This window comes from Blastococcus sp. SYSU D00820, assembly GCF_054050695.1.
In genome coordinates this window covers 117,014-134,959 of record NZ_JBJGZW010000011.1, presented here as the reverse complement: position 1 = coordinate 134,959, position 17,946 = coordinate 117,014, and the positions used below count along the sequence as shown (strand labels likewise).

At 75.9% G+C, this 17,946-nt stretch carries 19 protein-coding genes; 7 read left to right on the top strand and 12 right to left on the bottom strand.

The annotated features are described in order from the left end of the window. Positions 1 to 19 precede the first annotated feature (19 nt). On the bottom strand, positions 20 to 1,066 hold the full coding sequence (glpX, locus tag ACI79R_RS13685; RefSeq protein ID WP_456574180.1) for a class II fructose-bisphosphatase: 1,047 nt from the start codon (positions 1,064 to 1,066) through the stop codon (positions 20 to 22). Between the two features lie 91 nt (positions 1,067 to 1,157). On the opposite strand from glpX, the gene ACI79R_RS13680 reads away from it, so the two are divergent. Next, complete coding sequence (locus tag ACI79R_RS13680) at positions 1,158 to 1,763, top strand: DUF4245 domain-containing protein (RefSeq protein ID WP_456574179.1); 606 nt, start codon at positions 1,158 to 1,160, stop codon at positions 1,761 to 1,763. Positions 1,764 to 1,782: 19 nt separating this feature from the next. Here the strand turns inward: ACI79R_RS13680 and ACI79R_RS13675 are convergent, their stop codons facing one another. The 3 genes from ACI79R_RS13675 to ACI79R_RS13665 all read right to left on the bottom strand — a co-directional run bounded on the left by ACI79R_RS13675 (position 1,783) and on the right by ACI79R_RS13665 (position 4,610). Next, the gene (locus ACI79R_RS13675; protein WP_456574178.1) at positions 1,783 to 2,001 is read right to left on the bottom strand and encodes an exodeoxyribonuclease VII small subunit; all 219 of its coding nucleotides are present in this window, start codon (positions 1,999 to 2,001) and stop codon (positions 1,783 to 1,785) included. Continuing rightward, on the bottom strand, positions 1,998 to 3,230 hold the full coding sequence (gene xseA / locus ACI79R_RS13670; protein ID WP_456574177.1) for an exodeoxyribonuclease VII large subunit: 1,233 nt from the start codon (positions 3,228 to 3,230) through the stop codon (positions 1,998 to 2,000). The genes ACI79R_RS13675 and xseA overlap by 4 nt, the downstream gene beginning before the upstream one ends. Before the next feature lie 81 nt (positions 3,231 to 3,311). Continuing rightward, positions 3,312 to 4,610 carry a hypothetical protein gene (locus ACI79R_RS13665; RefSeq protein WP_456574176.1) on the bottom strand — a complete coding sequence of 433 codons (1,299 nt, stop codon included), beginning with the start codon at positions 4,608 to 4,610 and terminating at the stop codon, positions 3,312 to 3,314. Positions 4,611 to 4,754: 144 nt separating this feature from the next. Here ACI79R_RS13665 and ACI79R_RS13660 point away from each other — a divergent pair, with 144 nt between their 5' ends. Beyond that, a complete protein-coding gene (locus ACI79R_RS13660; RefSeq protein ID WP_456574175.1) occupies positions 4,755 to 5,711 on the top strand; it encodes a 4-hydroxy-3-methylbut-2-enyl diphosphate reductase in 957 nt (318 codons plus the stop codon). 61 nt (positions 5,712 to 5,772) lie between these two features. Here the strand turns inward: ACI79R_RS13660 and ACI79R_RS13655 are convergent, their stop codons facing one another. The 4 genes from ACI79R_RS13655 to ACI79R_RS13640 form a co-directional block, all read right to left on the bottom strand. Continuing rightward, positions 5,773 to 6,432 carry a DUF6542 domain-containing protein gene (locus ACI79R_RS13655; protein ID WP_456574174.1) on the bottom strand — a complete coding sequence of 220 codons (660 nt, stop codon included), beginning with the start codon at positions 6,430 to 6,432 and terminating at the stop codon, positions 5,773 to 5,775. A 361-nt stretch (positions 6,433 to 6,793) separates the two neighbouring features. Continuing rightward, positions 6,794 to 7,864 carry a DNA recombination protein RmuC gene (locus tag ACI79R_RS13650; RefSeq protein ID WP_456574173.1) on the bottom strand — a complete coding sequence of 357 codons (1,071 nt, stop codon included), beginning with the start codon at positions 7,862 to 7,864 and terminating at the stop codon, positions 6,794 to 6,796. Positions 7,865 to 7,965: 101 nt separating this feature from the next. Continuing rightward, positions 7,966 to 8,499: a methylated-DNA--[protein]-cysteine S-methyltransferase gene (locus ACI79R_RS13645; protein WP_456574172.1), complete on the bottom strand. Its 534-nt coding sequence runs from the start codon at positions 8,497 to 8,499 to the stop codon at positions 7,966 to 7,968. Further along, complete coding sequence (locus ACI79R_RS13640) at positions 8,496 to 9,986, bottom strand: AlkA N-terminal domain-containing protein (RefSeq protein ID WP_456574171.1); 1,491 nt, start codon at positions 9,984 to 9,986, stop codon at positions 8,496 to 8,498. The genes ACI79R_RS13645 and ACI79R_RS13640 overlap by 4 nt, the downstream gene beginning before the upstream one ends. A gap of 181 nt (positions 9,987 to 10,167) precedes the next feature. Between ACI79R_RS13640 and ACI79R_RS13635 the strand changes: the two genes are divergently transcribed. After that, on the top strand, positions 10,168 to 10,599 hold the full coding sequence (locus ACI79R_RS13635; protein ID WP_456574170.1) for a hypothetical protein: 432 nt from the start codon (positions 10,168 to 10,170) through the stop codon (positions 10,597 to 10,599). A 14-nt stretch (positions 10,600 to 10,613) separates the two neighbouring features. On the opposite strand, the gene ACI79R_RS13630 is transcribed toward ACI79R_RS13635, so the two are convergent. Beyond that, entirely contained in the window at positions 10,614 to 11,366 is a 753-nt protein-coding gene (locus ACI79R_RS13630; RefSeq protein ID WP_456574169.1) for a TetR/AcrR family transcriptional regulator, read from the bottom strand. Between the two features lie 91 nt (positions 11,367 to 11,457). Between ACI79R_RS13630 and ACI79R_RS13625 the strand changes: the two genes are divergently transcribed. The 4 genes from ACI79R_RS13625 to ACI79R_RS13610 all read left to right on the top strand — a co-directional run bounded on the left by ACI79R_RS13625 (position 11,458) and on the right by ACI79R_RS13610 (position 14,140). Next, on the top strand, positions 11,458 to 12,426 hold the full coding sequence (locus ACI79R_RS13625; RefSeq protein WP_456574168.1) for an ABC transporter ATP-binding protein: 969 nt from the start codon (positions 11,458 to 11,460) through the stop codon (positions 12,424 to 12,426). After that, complete coding sequence (locus ACI79R_RS13620; RefSeq protein WP_456574167.1) at positions 12,423 to 13,238, top strand: ABC transporter permease; 816 nt, start codon at positions 12,423 to 12,425, stop codon at positions 13,236 to 13,238. The genes ACI79R_RS13625 and ACI79R_RS13620 overlap by 4 nt, the downstream gene beginning before the upstream one ends. Positions 13,239 to 13,304: 66 nt before the next feature. Next, positions 13,305 to 13,934 (top strand): gamma carbonic anhydrase family protein, encoded by a 630-nt coding sequence (locus tag ACI79R_RS13615; RefSeq protein ID WP_456574166.1) that lies wholly within the window; start codon positions 13,305 to 13,307, stop codon positions 13,932 to 13,934. Further along, positions 13,931 to 14,140: a hypothetical protein gene (locus ACI79R_RS13610; RefSeq protein WP_456574165.1), complete on the top strand. Its 210-nt coding sequence runs from the start codon at positions 13,931 to 13,933 to the stop codon at positions 14,138 to 14,140. Before ACI79R_RS13615 ends, ACI79R_RS13610 begins: the two co-directional genes overlap by 4 nt. Here the strand turns inward: ACI79R_RS13610 and ACI79R_RS13605 are convergent. From ACI79R_RS13605 to ACI79R_RS13595, 3 genes are read right to left on the bottom strand one after another with little or no spacing between them, the layout of a single operon-like run. After that, positions 14,137 to 15,345: an MFS transporter gene (locus ACI79R_RS13605; protein WP_456574164.1), complete on the bottom strand. Its 1,209-nt coding sequence runs from the start codon at positions 15,343 to 15,345 to the stop codon at positions 14,137 to 14,139. The genes ACI79R_RS13610 and ACI79R_RS13605 overlap by 4 nt on opposite strands. 39 nt (positions 15,346 to 15,384) lie before the next feature. Continuing rightward, the gene (locus ACI79R_RS13600; protein ID WP_456574163.1) at positions 15,385 to 16,140 is read right to left on the bottom strand and encodes a succinate dehydrogenase/fumarate reductase iron-sulfur subunit; all 756 of its coding nucleotides are present in this window, start codon (positions 16,138 to 16,140) and stop codon (positions 15,385 to 15,387) included. Next, entirely contained in the window at positions 16,137 to 17,942 is a 1,806-nt protein-coding gene (locus ACI79R_RS13595; protein WP_456574162.1) for a fumarate reductase/succinate dehydrogenase flavoprotein subunit, read from the bottom strand. The genes ACI79R_RS13600 and ACI79R_RS13595 overlap by 4 nt, the downstream gene beginning before the upstream one ends. Positions 17,943 to 17,946 lie beyond the last annotated feature (4 nt).

Below are 17,946 nucleotides of genomic sequence, written 5' to 3'. Positions count from 1 at the left end.
TCCGGAGGACCGCCCTGTCTCAGTGCCGGTCGAAGGGGACCGCGGAGTAGGCGCGCAGCTTCTCCAGCGAGTGCAGGCTGTCGATCAGCCGGATCGTGCCCGACCGGGAGCGCATGACCAGCGACTGCGTGGTGGCGCCGCCGGCGCGGTACTGGACGCCGCGCAGCAGCTCGCCGTCGGTGATGCCCGTGGCGACGAAGAAGACGTCGCCGGCGACGAGGTCGTCGATGGACAGCACCCGGTCGAGGTCGTGGCCGGCGTCCAGCGCCCGCTGCCGCTCGGCGTCGTCCTTGGGCCACAGCCGGCCCTGCAGGGCACCGCCCATGCACTTGAGCGCGCAGGCGGCGATGATCCCCTCCGGCGTGCCCCCGATGCCCAGCAGCAGGTCGACGCCGGTGCCCTCGCGGGCCGCGGCGATCGCGCCGGCGACGTCGCCGTCGGTGATGAACTTGATCCGGGCGCCGGCCTCGCGGACCTCGTGCACCAGCTGCTCGTGCCGGGGCCGGTCGAGGATGCAGACGGTGACGTCGGCGGCCGAGCTGTGCTTGGCCTTGGCCACCCGGCGGATGTTCTCCGCGACCGGGGCGGTGATGTCGACGACGTCGGCCGCGGCCGGGCCGGTGGCGATCTTCTCCATGTAGAAGACCGCCGACGGGTCGTACATTGCGCCGCGGTCGGCCACCGCCATGACGGCGATGGCGTTGGGCATGCCCTTGGCCATCAGCGTGGTGCCGTCGATCGGGTCCACCGCGACGTCGCACTCGGGCCCCTGGCCGTCGCCGACCTGCTCCCCGTTGTAGAGCATCGGCGCCTCGTCCTTCTCGCCCTCGCCGATGACCACGACGCCCTTCATGCTCACCGTGCCGATGAGCGCGCGCATCGCGTCGACCGCGGCGCCGTCCCCGCCGTTCTTGTCACCGCGGCCCACCCAGCGGCCGGCGGCCATGGCGGCCGCCTCGGTGACCCGCACCAGCTCGAGGGCCAGGTTCCGGTCGGGCGCCGGGCGATCGGCGCGGAACGTGCTGGTCGGGGCCGGCTGCTGACCGTCGGGGAGCGGCAGGGACAACGGACCTCCTGGGTGGGGACCCCGTCCTCCCTGGACGGTGCCACGGACGCAGGACGGCGGTGCGGGGGAGCTTGCCTGCGATCCTAGGGGTATGACCGCAGTCGGCCCGTCGAGCCAGTCAGCCCCGCAGCCCCCGGAGGCGCCCGCCGCCTCCCCGGCCGTCGAGCGGGCCAACCGGATGAGCGCGGCCAACATGCTCCGTTCACTGCTGCCGCTGGTGCTCATCTGCCTGGCGGTCGTGGGCTGGATGGCCTTCCGCAACAACCCCGAGGACCCGGTCATCGAGGTCGACCCGTCGACCACCGTGTCCCTGGCCGCCAACCGGGCGGACTACGCGATGGTGGCGCCGCAGGGGCTGCCCGGCGACTACCGCCCGACCAGCGCGCGCACCGACGCCGGCGGGGCGGGGGAGGGCGACCCGGTCACCCTCGAGATCGGCTACCTGACGCCGTCGGAGGAGTTCGCCGGCTTCGTCGTCAGCGACGACCCGCGGGCCGCGCCCGTCGCCGACGTGCTGGACGACGCCGCGGACGACGGCACCGTGCGGGTGGCCGGCACGGAGTGGACCCGCGGCACCACCGCCGCCGACGAGACGGTGCTCTACCGGCAGGACGGCGACGTCATCGTGCTGGTGACCGGCTCGGCACCGGACGCGGAGCTCGAGGCCGTCGCCGGGGCGGTGGCCCCGGTCGGCTGACCGCTGCGCCCGGGCTCGGCTACTGCTCCGGATCGGCCGGTGCGGCGGCGGCCAGCCGCTCCCGGGCCCGGTCCAGCCAGTGCTGGCACAGCTCGGCCAGCGCCTCGCCGCGCTCCCACAGGGTCAGCGACTCCTCCAGCGTCAGCCCGCCGGCCTCCAGCCGGCGCACCACCTCGGCGAGTTCCTCGCGGGCCTGCTCGTAGGTGGTCGTCGGCTCGGGGGTCTCCGCGGTGCTCACGGGGAGCCATCCTGCCCGCCGGCGGCGCGGTCGACGCGCACCGGCAGCCGGCCGCCGGCCACCCGGACCGACAGCGCCTCGCCGTCGCCGACGGCGGCGGGGTCGCGCACCAGGCTGCCGTCGGAGCGCTGCACGACCGCGTAGCCGCGCTCGAGGGTGGCGGCAGGAGAGAGCGCGGCGACCCGCGCGCGGGCGTGCTCGAGGTCGCGCTCGGCGCTCTCCAGCCGGTGGTCGAGGCTGCGCCGGGCGCGGGTGCGCAGCGCCAGGACGTCGTCCTCCCGGCCGTGCAGCAGCCGGCCGGGATCGGCGAGCACGGGCCGGCTGCGGACGCCCTCCAGCCAGCGCTCCTGCTGCTCCAGCCGGCCGCCGAGCACCGCGCGGGCCCGGGCGCGCAGGCCCTCGACCAGCCGGCGCTGCTCGCCGATCTCCGGCACCACCCGGTGCGCGGCGTCGGTGGGGGTGGCGGCGCGGACGTCGGCGGCGTGGTCGACCAGCGTCGTGTCGGTCTCGTGGCCCACGGCGGTCACCACCGGCGTGCGGCAGGCGGCGATCGCGCGCACCAGGCCCTCGTCGGAGAAGGGCAGCAGGTCCTCCACCGAGCCGCCGCCGCGGGCGACGACGATGACCTCGACGGCCGGGTCGGCGTCCAGCCGCTGCAACCCCTCGATGACCGACGCGGCGGCCATCGGCCCCTGCACCAGGCTGTGCTGGACGGCGAACCGCACGGCCGGCCAGCGCCGGCGGGCGGTGACGAGCACGTCGCGCTCGGCGGCGCTGTCCCGGCCGGTGACCAGCCCGACGACGGCGGGGGCGAACGGCAGCGGCCGCTTGCGGGCGGCGTCGAACAGGCCCTCGGCGGTGAGCAGCCGGCGGATGCGCTCGATGCGGGCGAGCAGCTCACCCAGCCCGACGGCGCGGATCTCGGTGGCGCGCAGGGAGAACGAGCCGCGGGCGATGTAGTAGTCGGGCCGGGCGCGGACGATCACCCGGGCGCCCTCGGCGAGCTCCAGGCCGGGCCGGTCGGCGACGTCGCGCGCGCAGGTCACCGGCACCGACAGGTCGGCCGCCGGGTCGCGGAGGGTGAGGAACACGGTGCCCATGCCGCGCCGCGAGAGCTGGGCGACCTGCCCCTCGACCCACACCTCGCCCAGCCGGCCGATCCACTCGGCGACCTTGCGGGCCACCGTGCGCACCGGCCAGGGGGCCTCGGGGGTGGAGGGCGCCGTCATGCCCCCGAGCGTGCCAGGTGGGGAAGACGCCACGGCCGCGGTGCCCCAGGGGGCACCGCGGCCGTGTGCGGCGGTCGTCGCTCAGGCGCCGCGGGGCGCCAGCGGGCTGGACTCGACGGCCTGGCGCTCCAGCTTCTCCAGCCGGTTGCGCAGCATCCGGACGAACGGATCGCGGTTGCGGGTGGACTCCTCGTAGGCGAGCAGCTCCTGCACGGTGCCGAGCTGGTAGCCGCGCAGCCGGCCCCGCAGCTGGGCCACGGTGAAGCCGTCGTAGCCGGTGATCGGCGCGGTGCCGGCGGCCTGCGAGCCGGACAGCTCGCTGCCGCCCTCCGGGTCGTCGGTCGGGACGTCGGACTGCTCGCCCACCGCGTCGACGGCGGCGCCCTCGGCGATCGCGGCGCTCTCCTCGGCGGTGTCGCTCTCGCCGACGTCGGTGCGCACCCCCGTGGCCGCGGCGACCGGGGTGCCGCCCTCGTCGACGGCGGTGGCGGTGTCGTCGGTGGCGGTGTCGCCGGCGTCCTCCGTGGCGGCGACGTCCTCGCCGGCGTCGGCGGCGGTCAGCGGCGCCCGGCCGGACTCCTCGGCGATCTCCTCGCTGGTCGGCACCTCCGGCGCGGCGACGCCCTCGTCGGTCACCGTCGCCTCGACGGTCTCGATCCGGCCGTCCGGGGTGAGCACGTCGACGGAGGTGGCGATGTCGCCGGCGCCGGCGTCGTCGACCAGCCCGGCGTCGGTCGTCTGCGCGCCCGTCGCGCTGCCGCTGTCGCCCTCGGTGACGTCCGGCGCGCCGGCCTGCTCGCCGACCGGCGAGCCGCCCGGGTCGCTGGGCACGGAGTCCTGGTCCTGCGGAGCGGCGCCGTCGGCCTCGAGCAGCGCGCTCTCCAGCGCGTCCTCGGCGGTGAGCACCGCATCGCCGTCCACCGCATCGCCCTCGACCGCGGCGACCTGGTCGGTGATGTCCTGCAGCGCCTCGACGACCTCCTCGGGGGCCGGGTCCGCCGGCAGCCCGGAGACCTCGTCGTCGACCATTGAGTCGAGGAGGAGCTCCTCCTCGGCGATCTCGTCGGGGACGACGTCGGCGGCGCGGTCGAACGCCGACGCGCGCGCGGACGCCGCCGGCGGCGGTGCGGCGGCGGGCTCGTCGTCGTCGAAGGTGGCCATGCCCGGCTCGTCCTCGCCGCGCAGGCCGGTGAACAGCTCGTCGCCGCGGGCGACCAGCCCGGCGTAGTGCTGCTGCACCTTCAGTGCGGTCTGCATGGCCAGGCCGATGACACGGACGGGCAGCCCCGGCAGCGTCTCGGGGAGCTTGCGGGCCTCGTCCAGGACGGTGGCGGCCAGTCCGGCGGCGGCCCGGATCGGCTGGGGGATCTCACGGGACATGTGCCCAGCGTGCCGCAGCGCGGCGCGCCTGGCAGCGTGACCGGCGTCGATGCACCCGGTCGGGCGCTGTCTCCACGCTCGGGACGTGAGCGGTGCAACTCCGCGCGCCCGGGCCGGCCCCGGCTGCGCACCTACGATGGACGCATGGCCGAACAGCGCGGACGCGTCCTGCTCGCCGATCCCCGGGGCTACTGCGCCGGCGTGGACCGGGCGGTGGTGGCGGTCGAGCGGGCCCTGGAGATCCACGGCGCGCCGGTGTACGTCCGCAAGCAGATCGTCCACAACAAGCACGTGGTGGCCACCCTGGAGCGGCGCGGCGCGGTCTTCGTGGACGAGACCGACGAGGTGCCCGAGGGCTCGGTCGTGGTGTTCAGCGCGCACGGGGTGTCGCCGGCGGTGCACCAGGAGGCGGCCGACCGCTCGCTGCGCACCATCGACGCCACCTGCCCGCTGGTGAGCAAGGTGCACCAGGAGGCCAAGCGGTTCGCCAAGGAGGACTACGACATTCTCCTGATCGGCCACCGCGGCCACGAGGAGGTCGAGGGCACCTCCGGTGAGGCGCCGGCGCACATCCAGCTGGTGGACGGCGCCGACGACGTCGCCTCCGTGCAGGTGCGCGACCCGGAGAAGGTGGTCTGGCTGTCGCAGACCACGCTCTCGGTCGACGAGACGCTGGCGACGGTCGACCGGCTGCGCGAGCGCTTCCCCGCGCTGCAGTCCCCGCCCAGCGACGACATCTGCTACGCCACCCAGAACCGGCAGCAGGCGGTCAAGCAGATGGCGCCCGACTGCGACCTGGTGATCGTGGTCGGCTCGACGAACTCCTCGAACTCCGTGCGGCTGGTCGAGGTCGCGCTGGAGGCCGGCGCCCGCGCCTCCCACCTGGTCGACTACGCCTCCGAGATCGACGAGGCCTGGCTGCAGGGCGTCGGCACGGTCGGCGTCACCAGCGGCGCCTCGGTGCCCGAGGTGCTGGTCTCCGAGGTGCTCGACTGGCTGGCCGAGCGCGGCTACGCCGACGTCTCCTCGGTCAAGGCCGCCGAGGAGCGGCTGGTCTTCGCGCTGCCGCACGAGCTGCGGCCCAGGCGCACCGAGGCGTAGTCGGCCCCATCCAGGTTTCCGCCGCGAGCCTGCCAGCGGTGGGGGGCAGGGGTTCCTTGCCCTACTTGCGCGCCGCCCAGCGGATGATCGCCAGGACCAGCGCGGTGCCGGTGGCGATCGCCATGGTCGGGAAGCCGCGCACCAGCGGCGCGACCGCGGCGGTGCCCAGCGACCGGAGGCTCAGCTCCACGCCCGGGGCCATGCCGACGTAGACCAGCACGACGGCGATGAACACCAGCGGCGGCGCCACGATCATCGTCGCGAGGTCGCGGCGGCGGACCAGCAGCGTGGCCAGCGCGGTGCTGCCGACCAGCCCGGCCAGCGTGATGGTGCCCAGGCCCGGCGTGCCGAGGCTGTCGACGTAGGCGGCGCCGAGGGTGACCACGAAGACGCCGAGGACGGCGAGGATGCCGCGCAGCTTGCTGCCGCGCTCGGGCGCCGGGGCGATGCGCTCCCGGCGGACCGGCTGCTGCTCCTCGGAGAAGAAGATGCCCTCGTCGTCGCCCTCGTGACGGCGGGCGCGGGGCTGCTCCGGGCCGCGGGCGGCCGGCGGGCGCGAACGGTTGGCGCCGGCGGGCCGGCCGTAGTCGGCCGGGCCGCGCTCGTGCCGCGGGAGGGGAGGCCGCTGGGCCGCGGGACGCTCGGGCGTGCCGCGGCGCTCGGCCGGGCGGCCCTGACCGGCGGGCCGGTTCAGCGGCGGGAGGGGCGGCAGCGGCGGCACCGGGCGCGAAGGGCGCTGAGCGGGGGGGACCGGCGGCTGGCCGGGCATGGGCCGGTCGCCGCGCTGGGCGCGGACACTGCCGGCGTAGCGGTCGGAGTGAGCTCCGGGGTCCCGCCTGGTGCCGGCTGTACTCGCCGAGGTCACGGCGCACCTCCCGTCCCGTTCGCGGGGAGCCTGGGGAGCGGCTCCCGGTCGAGGGGAAACGGTAGCGAGAGTTCCTGGCCGTGCGCTGGAAGTCGGGCGCGAACGCGCCGGTGTTACGTGTCGGTAGCACCACGGAGCGTGAGCGCAGGGGTCCGTGTGACGGGGCGGCACTCCCGCGCTCTGCGGGACCGGCCGTGCCGGTGGCCGGGAGGTCCGGTCAGCCGGTGGTGCCGTCGCGGCTGCCGGTCAGCTCGTCGGGCGGGGCGGCCGGGCGGAGGGACCGCACCGTGGCCTCCAGCTCCTCGGGCGCCGGCACCTCGGTCTCGGCGACGCCGAGGTCGTCGAACCGGCGGGCCGCCGTGAGCACCGACCGCTCGTAGGAGCCGACCGTCTCGTTGTAGCGGGACACCGCCGACCCCAGCGCCGAGCCCAGCCGGGTCAGGTGCCCGGACATGGTGGCCAGCCGGGCGTGCAGCCGGCGGCCCACCTCCAGCACCTGGTCGGCGTCGCGGGCCAGCCGCTCCTGCCGCCACGAGTAGGCCACCGTGCGCAGCAGGGCGAGCAGCGTGCTCGGGGTGGCCAGCACGACGTCGCGGGCGAAGCCGTACTCCAGCAGCCCGGGCTCGGCCTCCAGGGCGGTGGTCAGGAAGCCGTCGGAGGGGACGAACAGCACGGTGAACGGCGCCGCCGGGCGGAAGGCGGTCGGGTAGCGGCGGGCCGAGAGCTGGTCGACGTGCGCGCGCAGCTGACGGGCGTGCGCGGCGACCCGCTCGGCGCGGACCGCCTGGTCCTCGGCCTGGACGGCCTCGATGTAGCCGGTGAACGGCACCTTCGCGTCGACCACGACCTGCCGGCCGTCGGCCAGGGTGACCACGAGGTCGGGGCGGACCCCGGCGCCGGCGTCGTTCACCGCCGACGGCTGCTCCACGAAGTCGCAGTGCTCCAGGAGCCCGGCGACCTCGACCACCCGGCGCAGCTGCACCTCGCCCCAGCGGCCGCGGACGTGCGGCGTGCGCAGCGCCGTGACCAGGGCCGCCGTCTCCTGGCGCAGCAGCGAGGAGGTCTGCCCGACGGTGCCCATCTGCTCGCGCAGCTCCCCGTGCGCGGTGGCCCGGGCCCGCTCCATGCCGGCCAGCAGGCGGTGCAGGTGGTCCAGCGACTCGTGCACCGGCTCCAGGCCGGCGTCCTCCGGCCGGCGGCGGCGCAGCACCGCCACGGCGCCCAGGGTCACGGCGACGGCCAGCAACGCCCCGACGAGGAACCCGAGCAGCAGGGAGGCGGCGTCCATGGGGCGAGGATGACCGACGCCTCCGACAGTTCCGGGGAGGTGCGGCATAGCAGGCTATGCGCACGTCTTAGACCCCGATACGTGCGTGAAGCCTCCTATGCCTAGGCCGCCACGGGGGCGTGCGCCGCCTCGTGGTCCAGCAGCCACCGCTTGACGTCGGTGCCCCAGCGGAAGCCGCCGAGCCCGCCGTCGGAGCCGAGCACCCGGTGGCAGGGCACGAACAGTGCCGCGGCGTTGCGGGCGCAGGCGTTGGCCGCGGCGCGCACGGCCGAGGGACGCCCGCACCGGGCGGCGAAGGCGGCGTAGGTGTCGGGCTGGCCGGCGGGCACGGTGCGCAGCACCTCCCAGGCGTCCTCGAGGAACGGGCCGGAGCGCTGGCGCACCTCGACGTCGTCGATCGCCGTCACGTCGCCGGCGCAGAACGCCTCGACGACGTCGAGCACGGGCAGGTGCTCGGCAGACTCCAGCCACGTGGGCCGCAGCGAGCGGTGGACGACGGGCAATAGGTCGCCGACGTCGTCGGTCCAGCCCCCGGCGAGGACGACGTCGCGCCTCTCGGCGCCGCGGGTGACGACGACGGTGAACGGCCCGGGTGGGGTGGCCACGGTGGCGTAGCGGGCGGTGGGTGGGGTCATGACGCACTCCGATCGGCGGCGGGAGCGGGCGAGCGGCGGAACAGTGCGGGCACGGCCAGTGCCCACAGGTGCATGACGGCGTAGGAACGCCACGGGCGCCAGCGGGTCGCGGCATCGGCGTCGCTGCTGCCGAGGGCCGCCAGCGAGCGCCGTAGCGCGAGGTCACCGGGCAGCCACACGTCGGGGTCGGCCAGGCCACGGAGCCCGACCAGCGCGGCCGTCCACGGCCCGATGCCGGGCAGCGCGAGCAGCGAGCGCGCCGCCTCCTCCCGGTCGGCGCCCGGGTCGAGGACGACGTCGCCGGCGGCGAGCGCGGCGGCCAGCGCCCCGACGGTGCGGCGCCGCGCACCGGTGAGCCCGACGGCGGAGAGGTCGGCCGTGGCGAGGGCCTCCGGGCGGGGGAAGGCGTGGGTCAGCGTGCCGACCGGCTCGGGCAGCGGCGTGCCGGCCAGCGGCAGCAGCCGGGCGGTCAGCGTCCGCGCGCCGGCGACCGAGACCTGCTGGCCGAGCACCGCGCGCACCGCGAGCTCCGCGGCGTCGGGGGAGGCGGGCACCCGGCGCCCGGGGGCGGTGGCCACGAGGGCGGCCAGGGCGGGGTCGGCGCCGAGCGACTCGTCGACCGCGGCGGGGTCGGCGTCGAGGTCGAGCATCCGGCGGCAGCGGGTGACGGCGGCGGCCAGGTCGCGCAGCTCGGCCAGCCGCAGCCGGGCGGTGACCGCGGCTCCCTCGGGCGCGGGGGAGAGGTGCACGACCGCGGGCCCGTGCGGCAGGTCGAGGACCCGGGAGAACGTCGTCCCGTCCCACTCCTCCAGGCCGGGAACGGCGTGCGCGCCGAGGAAGAGCAGCACCTCGGCGGCGTCCAGCGGGGGGCGCGCGGCCAGCCGCAGCGTCAGCTCGCCGGGCGTGCCGGCGCGCGTCGCCGTCCGGGTGGCGCGCAGCGCGGTCGGCGTGGTGGCGAAGACCTCGCGGATCGTGTCGTTGAACTGCCTGATGCTGGCGAAGCCGGCGGCGAAGGCGACGTCGGACACCGGCAGCGCCGTCGTCTCCAGCAGCAGCCGGGCGGTCTGCGCCCGCTGGGCGCGGGCCAGCGCCAGGGCGCCGACACCGAGCTCCGCGACCAGCAGCCGGTGCAGCTGGCGCTCGGAGTAGCCCAGCCGGGCGGCGAGCCCCGGGACGCCGGAGCGCTCCACCTCGCCGTCGGCGATCAGCCGCATGGCGCGGGCGACGACGTCGGCGCGCACGTCCCAGGCCGGTGAGCCGGGCGTCGCGTCGGGACGGCAGCGCCGGCAGGCGCGGTAGCCGGCCGCCTGGGCGCCGGCGGCGGTCGCGAAGAAGGAGACGTTGGCCGCCAGTGGCGTGCGCGCCGGGCAGGAGGGCCGGCAGTAGATGCCCGTCGTCCGGACGGCGGTGAAGAACCAGCCGTCGAAGCGGGCGTCCCGGCTGGCCACCGCGCGGTGGCAGCGCTCCGGGTCGAGGACCTCCGTCATGGCACCGAGCATGGCAGCCCGTCAGTGGGGCGACTGGCGGTTTCCGGACGTCGCCGTGCACCCGCGACCCTCCGCCGGCCCTGCGGAGCCGTCACTTCCCGGCGTGTCCCACAGCTGGGACGATGCGGTCTCCGGACGCCGGCCCGTCCGCCGGCGTCGTCGACGCGAGGGGGTGCCCGCCGTGGACCTGCCCATGCTGGCCGCGAGTGCTCTGTTCTCCGCGACGGCGGCCTACGGCGCGGTGGTGGGCGTCCGCGAGGACGTCGCCGGCGAGCCCCTGGGCTGGCGGCTCCCGGGGAGGGTCGCCACGCACGAGATCGTCGGACTCGGCTCGGGCACGATGGCGCCCTGGCCCATGCCGGTGGCAGCGGTCATCGCCGCACTGCGATCGCGTCCCGGCGCCACTCTGCCGGCGCAGGTGTGCCTCGGGATCGGATCCACCTGCCTCGTCGGCACCGTCGTCGAGCCGGCCACGTGGGGCCGGCGCTCGACGTCGAGGGCGACGGCGGTCGCCACGGCGCTGCACCTGCTCTCCGGGACCGCCCTGGTCCTGGCCGGTCGCCGGGCGGTCGTCGCCGGCCGGCGCGCGGCGGGCGACGACGCGTCGCCGTAGCCGCATGCCCGTGCTCAGCGCTCGACCATCACCGCGATCCCGTCGAGCACGCGGGCCAGCCCGAACTCGAACGACCGCTCGGGGGCGTAGGCACCGAGTTCCGGGCCGGAGACCGGGCCGACCCGGGCCGCGGTGGGATAGCGCTCGGCGTCGAAGACCCGCTCGATGTGCGGCTCGGTGGCCGCCCACCACTCGGCCTCGGTGAGCCCGGACTGCTGCTCGGCGGCGATCTTCTCGTGCAGGCCGGTCACGGTGCCGCGCACGAAGGCGCCGACCAGCGTGATGACCAGTTCCATGTCCACCTCGGACAGGCCCAGGCCGTCGACCGCGGCGAGCTCGAGGTCGTACTTGCGCATGAGGTTCGGCCCGAGGATCGGCCGGCCGGTGCCGAGCGAGGCGGCCCACGGGTGCCGGACGTAGAGGTCCCAGTTGGCGCGCGCCACCGCGGTCAGCCGGGCCCGCCAGTCGCCGGCCGGCGGCTCCGGGTAGACCTCGCCCAGCACCGTGTCGTACATGAGGTCGACCAGCTCGCCCTTGCCCGGGACGTGCGTGTAGAGGGTCATGGCCCCCACGCCCAGCCCGGCGGCCAGCCGGCGCATCGTCACCGCTGCCAGCCCCTCCCGGTCGGCCAGGTCCACCGCCGCGGCCACGATGCGGTCGACGCCGAGGGCCGAGCGCGGCCCCGGCCGCGGCCCCGCCTCGCCGGGCGCTCGCCAGAGCAGCGCCATGCTCCGGGCCGGATCGCCGGCCGAGGACTCCGTCGCCATGGGCACAGCCTCTCGCACGCCGTTGCGCCACCCTCTCCGTACGGCGTACGGTAACGCCCGGCGGAAATGTCGTACAGCGTACGGAGGGGCCGTGGCAGAGGGAGCGGTACGGGTGCGGGGGCTGGTCAAGCGGTACGGGCAGCAGGTGGTGCTCGACGGGGTCGACCTCGACGTCGAGACGGGGTCGGTGTGCGCGCTGCTGGGCCCCAACGGCGCCGGCAAGACGACGGCGGTGCGGGTGATGACCACGCTGCTGCGGCCCGACGGCGGCACGGTGGAGGTGGCCGGCGTCGACGTCGTCGCCCGGCCGCGGGCGGTGCGCCGCCGGATCGGCACGGTCGGCCAGCAGCCGACGGTGGACGAGGTGCTGGGCGCGCGGGAGAACCTCGTGCTCTTCGGCCGGCTGCACCACCTCGACCGCGCGGCCGCGCAGCGCCGGGCCGGCGAGCTGCTCGAGCTGGTCGGGCTGCCCGACACCGGGCGACGGCCGGTCCGCCAGTTCTCCGGCGGCATGCGCCGCCGCCTCGACATCGCGGCGGGCCTGGTGCTCGCCCCGCAGGTGCTGTTCCTCGACGAGCCGACCACCGGCCTGGACCCGGCCGGCCGCCAGGACGTCTGGACGGCGGTGCGCGGCCTGGTCGCCCGGGGGACGACGGTCGTGCTCACCACCCAGTACCTCGAGGAGGCCGAGCGGCTGGCCGACCGGGTGGTGGTGCTCGACGCCGGCCGGGTCGTGGCCCGCGGCACGCCCGGCGAGCTGACCGCCGCGATCGGCGGCGACCGGCTCGAGGTGGTCGTCACCGACCCGGCGCGGGCGGCCGAGGCCGTGGCCCTCGCCGAGCGGGCGGCGGCCGGCCTCGCGGCAGCCGACGACGCGAGCGACAGCGTGCGGGTGACCGTGCCGGTGTCCCGCCGTCCCGGCGTGGTCGGGGCGGTGGTGCGCGCGCTGGACGACGCGGGGATCGCCGTGGCCGACGTCGTCCTCCGCCCGACCACCCTGGACGAGGCCTACCTGGCCATCACCGGGCGCGACCGCGCCCGCGAGGAGGTGCCGGCATGACCGCGCTCCTGGAGGAGCGGCCCGCCGAGCGGCTGCGCTGGGCGGTCACCGACGCGTTCACCGTGGCCGGCCGGGACGTCGCGCACTGGCGGCGGGAGCCGGCCGGGCTGCTGATCGGCGTGCTGTTCCCGGTGCTGATGATGGTCACGTTCGTCTACCTGCTGGGCGGTGGCATCGCGGTGCCCGGCGGCGGCAGCTACCGCGACTTCATGGTGCCGGGGATGCTCGCTCTGGTCATGCTCTTCGGCCTCGAGGGCACCATGACCGCCGTCGTCACCGACAACCAGCGCGGGGTCACCGACCGGTTCCGGGCACTGCCCATGTCCCCGGCGGCGGTGGTGGCCGGGCGGTGCCTGGCCGACCTCGCGTCGTCGGTCGCGGGGCTGCTCGCCGTCGTCCTCGCCGGGCTGGCGATGGGCTGGCGGCCGGACATCGGCGCCGGCGCGCTGGGTGCCCTCGGGCTGCTCCTGCTGCTGCGCACCGGCTTCCTGTGGGTGGGCATCCACCTCGGGCTGCTGGCCCGCGACCCGTCGGTGGTCACCGCGGTGCAGATCCTGATCTGGCCGTTCGCCTTCCTGTCCAACGTGTTCGTGCCCGCCGAGTCGATGCCCGCCTGGCTGGGGACGGTCGCCGAGTGGAACCCGCTCGCCGCGACGGTGACCGCCACCCGCGAGCTGTTCGGCGCGCCGGCCGCGGCCGGGGGTGGCTGGGCGACCGAGCACGCGCTGCTGCTCGCCGTCCTCTGGCCGCTGGCGCTGACCGCCGTCTTCGCGCTGGCCAGCGTGCGCCGCTGGCAGCACCTGTCGCGCTGAGTTCCGCCGGATCCGCGGGCGCCGGGGCCTGTCTCGGTGCCCGCGGATCCGCCAGACTCGACGCGGGTGCCGGAGCGCAGCGCGCCACCCGCTGCGCGGGACGACCAGGAGGCGCAGATGCCCGACAACTACATCGCCGAGCTCCAGTTCGGCGCACCGAAGATCGACGACGAGGCGTTCGTGGCCCCGACGGCGGTGGTGGTCGGGGCGGTGACGATGGAGGCCCGGTCGAGCATCTGGTACGGGGCCGTCGCCCGCGCCGACCAGGAGACGATCACCATCGGCCCCGACTCCAACATCCAGGATGGTTGCTCGCTGCACTCCGACCCGGGCTCGCCGCTCGTGATCGGCCGGGGCGTCACCGTCGGGCACCGGGTGGTGCTGCACGGGGCGCGCGTCGACGACGACGTCCTCGTCGGCATGGGCAGCGTCGTGATGAACGGGGCGCACCTCGGCGCCGGGTCGATCGTGGCCGCCGGTGCGGTGGTCACGCCGAACACGACCGTGCCGCCGGGGTCGGTGGTGGCCGGGGTGCCCGCGACGGTGGTCCGCCAGGCCACCGACGACGACCTCGCGCACATCCGCGCCAATGCCGAGAGCTACACCTCCCGCCTCGCCGCCGCCCGCAAGGTGCGGCCGGTGCTCCGCCGCCCGCTGCCGCCGGCCGGCACCTACTTCGACGACGGCATGCCGTGACCCGGCCCGGCGAGGACGACGTCGACCGGGACGACGCCGTGGCGCTGTCCCGCGCGACCGGGGGCGGGAGCAGCGACGAGCCCGACGCCGGCGCCACGACCGGCACCGGGGGCTCGGGCGAGTTCGTCGGCCGGGTGTCGGGCCAGGACGTCGGCTACGCGGAGGAGACCGGGGCGGAGCGGCGCGCGGCCGAGCAGGGGGACTAGGACGCCGTCCGGCCCGCGTCCCGGGGGATGGCCAGCGCCGCGAGCAGCCCGGCGCCGAGGACGGCGGTGGTGACGGCGAACGCGACCTGGAACGACGCCACGTCGGTGAGCCAGCCGGCCACCAGCGGTCCGACGATGGCGCCCAGGTCGGCGGCCATCTGGAACACCGCGACCACCCGGCCGCCGCGCGCCGGGCTCAGGTCGCCGACCAGCGCGGCCGGCGCGCTGGCCAGCAGGGAGGCGGCCAGCCCGAACAGCGCCATGGAGGCCAGGAACGCGCCGAGCGCGGGCGGGAGCACGAGCACCGCGGTGGAGACGGTGCCGATCGCCGCACCGAGGACCAGGGCGGGGCGCCGTCCCCAGCCGTCGACGAGCCGGCCCGATCCCAGCAGGCCCAGCGCCTGGGCCAGGGAGCCGGCCAGCAGGCCGGCGCCGGCCCAGGCCACCGTGCGGCCCAGCTCCTCGGTCACGTACAGCGGCACCAACGAGTTGCGGACGCCGAACAGCACCCACCCGACGCCGAGGTTGGCCACCAGGGCCGCCAGGTAGACCCGCGAGCGCAGCGCCGTGCGCAGCGGGAGCGGGCCGGCCCCGAGGCCGGGGGTGGCCGCCTGCGCCGCGCCGGCACCGGCGGCGTCCGGAGTGGTGCGCAGCAGGGCGACGGCCACCGCGCCGGCCGTCACGCAGAACCCGGCGTAGAGGAAGAACGGCAGGCGGGGTGACAGCTCGGCCAGCAGCCCGCCGGCCGCCGGCCCGGCGATGCCGCCGAGGATGAAGCCGCCCTGCCAGGTGGCCGCCGCCCGCCCGCGGTGCGACGGCGGGGCGACCCGGAGCAGCATCGACAGCGCGGCGACGGTGAACAGGGCGCTGCCCACCCCGCCGGCGCCCCGCAGGGCGAGGAAGAGCGGGAACGACCCGGCCAGGCCGGCCAGCCCGGTGGTGACGGCGACGATCACCAGCCCCGCGCTGAGCACCGTCCGCTCGCCGAACCGCTCGACCAGCGTGCCGCCGCTGAACGCCGAGACGAACCGGAAGAAGGCGAAGGCGCTGACGGCCAGGCCGACGGCCGTCGTCCCCACGCCGAAGGCACGGGCGAACAGGGGGATGGCCGGGGCCACGATGCCGAACCCGAGGGCCACCACGAAGGCGATGACGGCCAGCACGCCGACCTCGCGGGGGAGCTCACCCCGCCCGAGAAGTCGCACGGGGACCGATCCTCGCACCCCGGGGCGAGGACCCGGCGCTCACTCCCGGCGGCGCCGCCCGATCCGGCTGCCGAGCCAGGTGAGCGGGTCGTACCGGCGGTCCACCACCCGCTCCTTGAGCGGGATGATCCCGTTGTCGGTGAGGTGGATGCCCTCGGGGCACACCTCGCTGCAGCACTTGGTGATGTTGCAGTAGCCCAGACCGAACTCGTCCTGGGCCCGCGCCCGCCGGTCGGTGACGTCGAGCGGGTGCATGTCGAGCTCGGCCAGCCGGATGAGGAACCGCGGCCCGGCGAAGACGGCCTTGTTCTCCTCGTGGTCGCGGATGACGTGGCAGGTGTCCTGGCAGAGCCAGCACTCGATGCACTTGCGGAACTCCTGCGAGCGCTCGACGTCGACCTGCTGCATCCGGTGGTTGCCGTCGGGGTCGCGGGGTCGCGGGCGGAACGCCGGGATCCGCGCGGCCTTCTCGTAGTTGTAGGAGACGTCGGTGACCAGGTCGCGGATGACGGGGAAGGTGCGCAGCGGGGTGACCGTCACCGTCTCGGTCTCGCCGAAGGTGCTCATCCGCGTCATGCACATCAGCCGCGGGCGGCCGTTGATCTCCGCGCTGCACGAGCCGCACTTGCCGGCCTTGCAGTTCCACCGGACGGCGAGGTCGCCGGCCTGGGTCGACTGCAGCCGGTGGATGACGTCGAGCACCACCTCGCCCTCGTTGACCGGGACGGTGAAGGTCTGCAGGTCGCCGCCCGCGGCGTCCCCCCGCCACACCCGGAACGTCGCGTCGTAGCTCATGCCGGCACCTCCTCGAAGATCTCGGCCAGCTCCGCCGGCATCTGCGGCAGCGGCTGCCGGGTGAGCGCGACGCCGCCGTCGGCGGTGCGGGAGCAGACGAGGTTGGTGCGCGCCCACTCGGCGTCGGTGGCCGGGAAGTCGTCGCGGGTGTGCCCGCCGCGGCTCTCCTGCCGCTCCAGCGCGGCGCGGGCGATCGCCTCGCTGACCAGCAGCATGTGCGGGAGGTCCAGGGCCAGGTGCCAGCCGGGGTTGTACTGCCGGTGCCCCTCGACGGAGAGGCGGGCGACCCGCTCCTTGAGCACCTCGATGCGGGCCAGCGCCTGCTCCATCTCCGGCGCCGTCCGGATGATGCCGACCAGGTCGTGCATCGTCTGCTGCAGGTCGTGCTGGACGGCGTAGGGGTTCTCCCCGCCCTCCCGCTCGAAGGGGGCCAGCGCCGCGCGGGCGGCGTCGGCGAGGGCGTCGTCGGCCAGTGGTTCGCGGCCGCTCCGGAGGGCGGCGTGCTCGGCGGCCGCCGCACCGGCCCGGCGGCCGAAGACCAGCAGGTCGGACAGCGAGTTGCCGCCGAGCCGGTTGGAGCCGTGCATCCCGCCGGCCACCTCCCCGGCGGCGAACAGCCCGGGCACCCGCGAGGCCTCGGTGTCGGGGTCGACCTCCACCCCGCCCATCACGTAGTGGCAGGTCGGCCCCACCTCCATGGCCTCGGCGGTGATGTCGACCTCGGCCAGCTCCTTGAACTGGTGGTACATCGACGGCAGCCGCTTGCGGATGTACTCCGCCGACCGCCGCGACGCGATGTCCAGGAAGACGCCGCCGTGGGGGGTGCCGCGGCCGGCCTTGACCTCGCTGTTGATGGCGCGGGCGACCTCGTCGCGCGGCAGCAGCTCCGGCGGCCGGCGGTTGTTCTTCTTGTCCTCGTACCAGCGGTCGGCCTCGGCCTCGGTCTCCGCCGTCTCCTTGCGGAAGAAGTCGGGGATGTAGTCGAACATGAAGCGGTTGCCCGCGGAGTTCCGGAGGACGCCGCCGTCACCGCGCACGCTCTCGGTCACGAGGATGCCGCGCACCGAGGGCGGCCAGACCATGCCGGTCGGGTGGAACTGGACGAACTCCATGTTGACCAGCGTCGCGCCGGCCTGGAGTGCCAGGGAGTGCCCGTCGCCGGTGTACTCCCAGGAGTTCGACGTCACCTTGTAGGACTTGCCGATGCCGCCGGTGGCCAGCACCACCGACGGCGCCCGCCAGGCGACGAAGCGCCCGGACTCCCGCCAGTAGCCGAACGCGCCGGTGATGCCGCCGTCGGCACCGCCGGTCAGCAGCCGGGTGACCGTGCACTCCATGTAGACGTCGATGCCGAGGTCGACCGTGCGCTGCTGCAGGGTGCGGATCAGCTCCAGGCCGGTCCGGTCGCCGACGTGCGCCAGGCGGGCGAACCGGTGCCCGCCGAAGTCACGCTGGCTGATCAGGCCGTCGGGCGTCCGGTCGAACAGCGCGCCCCAGTCCTCCAGCTCGCGGACCCGGTCCGGCGCCTCCTGGGCGTGCAGCTGCGCCATGCGCCAGTGGTTGAGCATCTTCCCGCCGCGCATGGTGTCCCGGAAGTGCACCCGCCAGTTGTCCTCCGGGTAGAGGTTGGCCATCGCCGCGGCGATCCCGCCCTCGGCCATGACCGTGTGTGCCTTCCCGAGGAGGGACTTGCACACCACCGCCGTGCGGGCGCCGGACTCGTGGGCCTCGATGGCGGCCCGCAGGCCGGCACCCCCCGCCCCGACGACCACCACGTCGTACTCGTGCCGCTCGAGCTCCATCAGG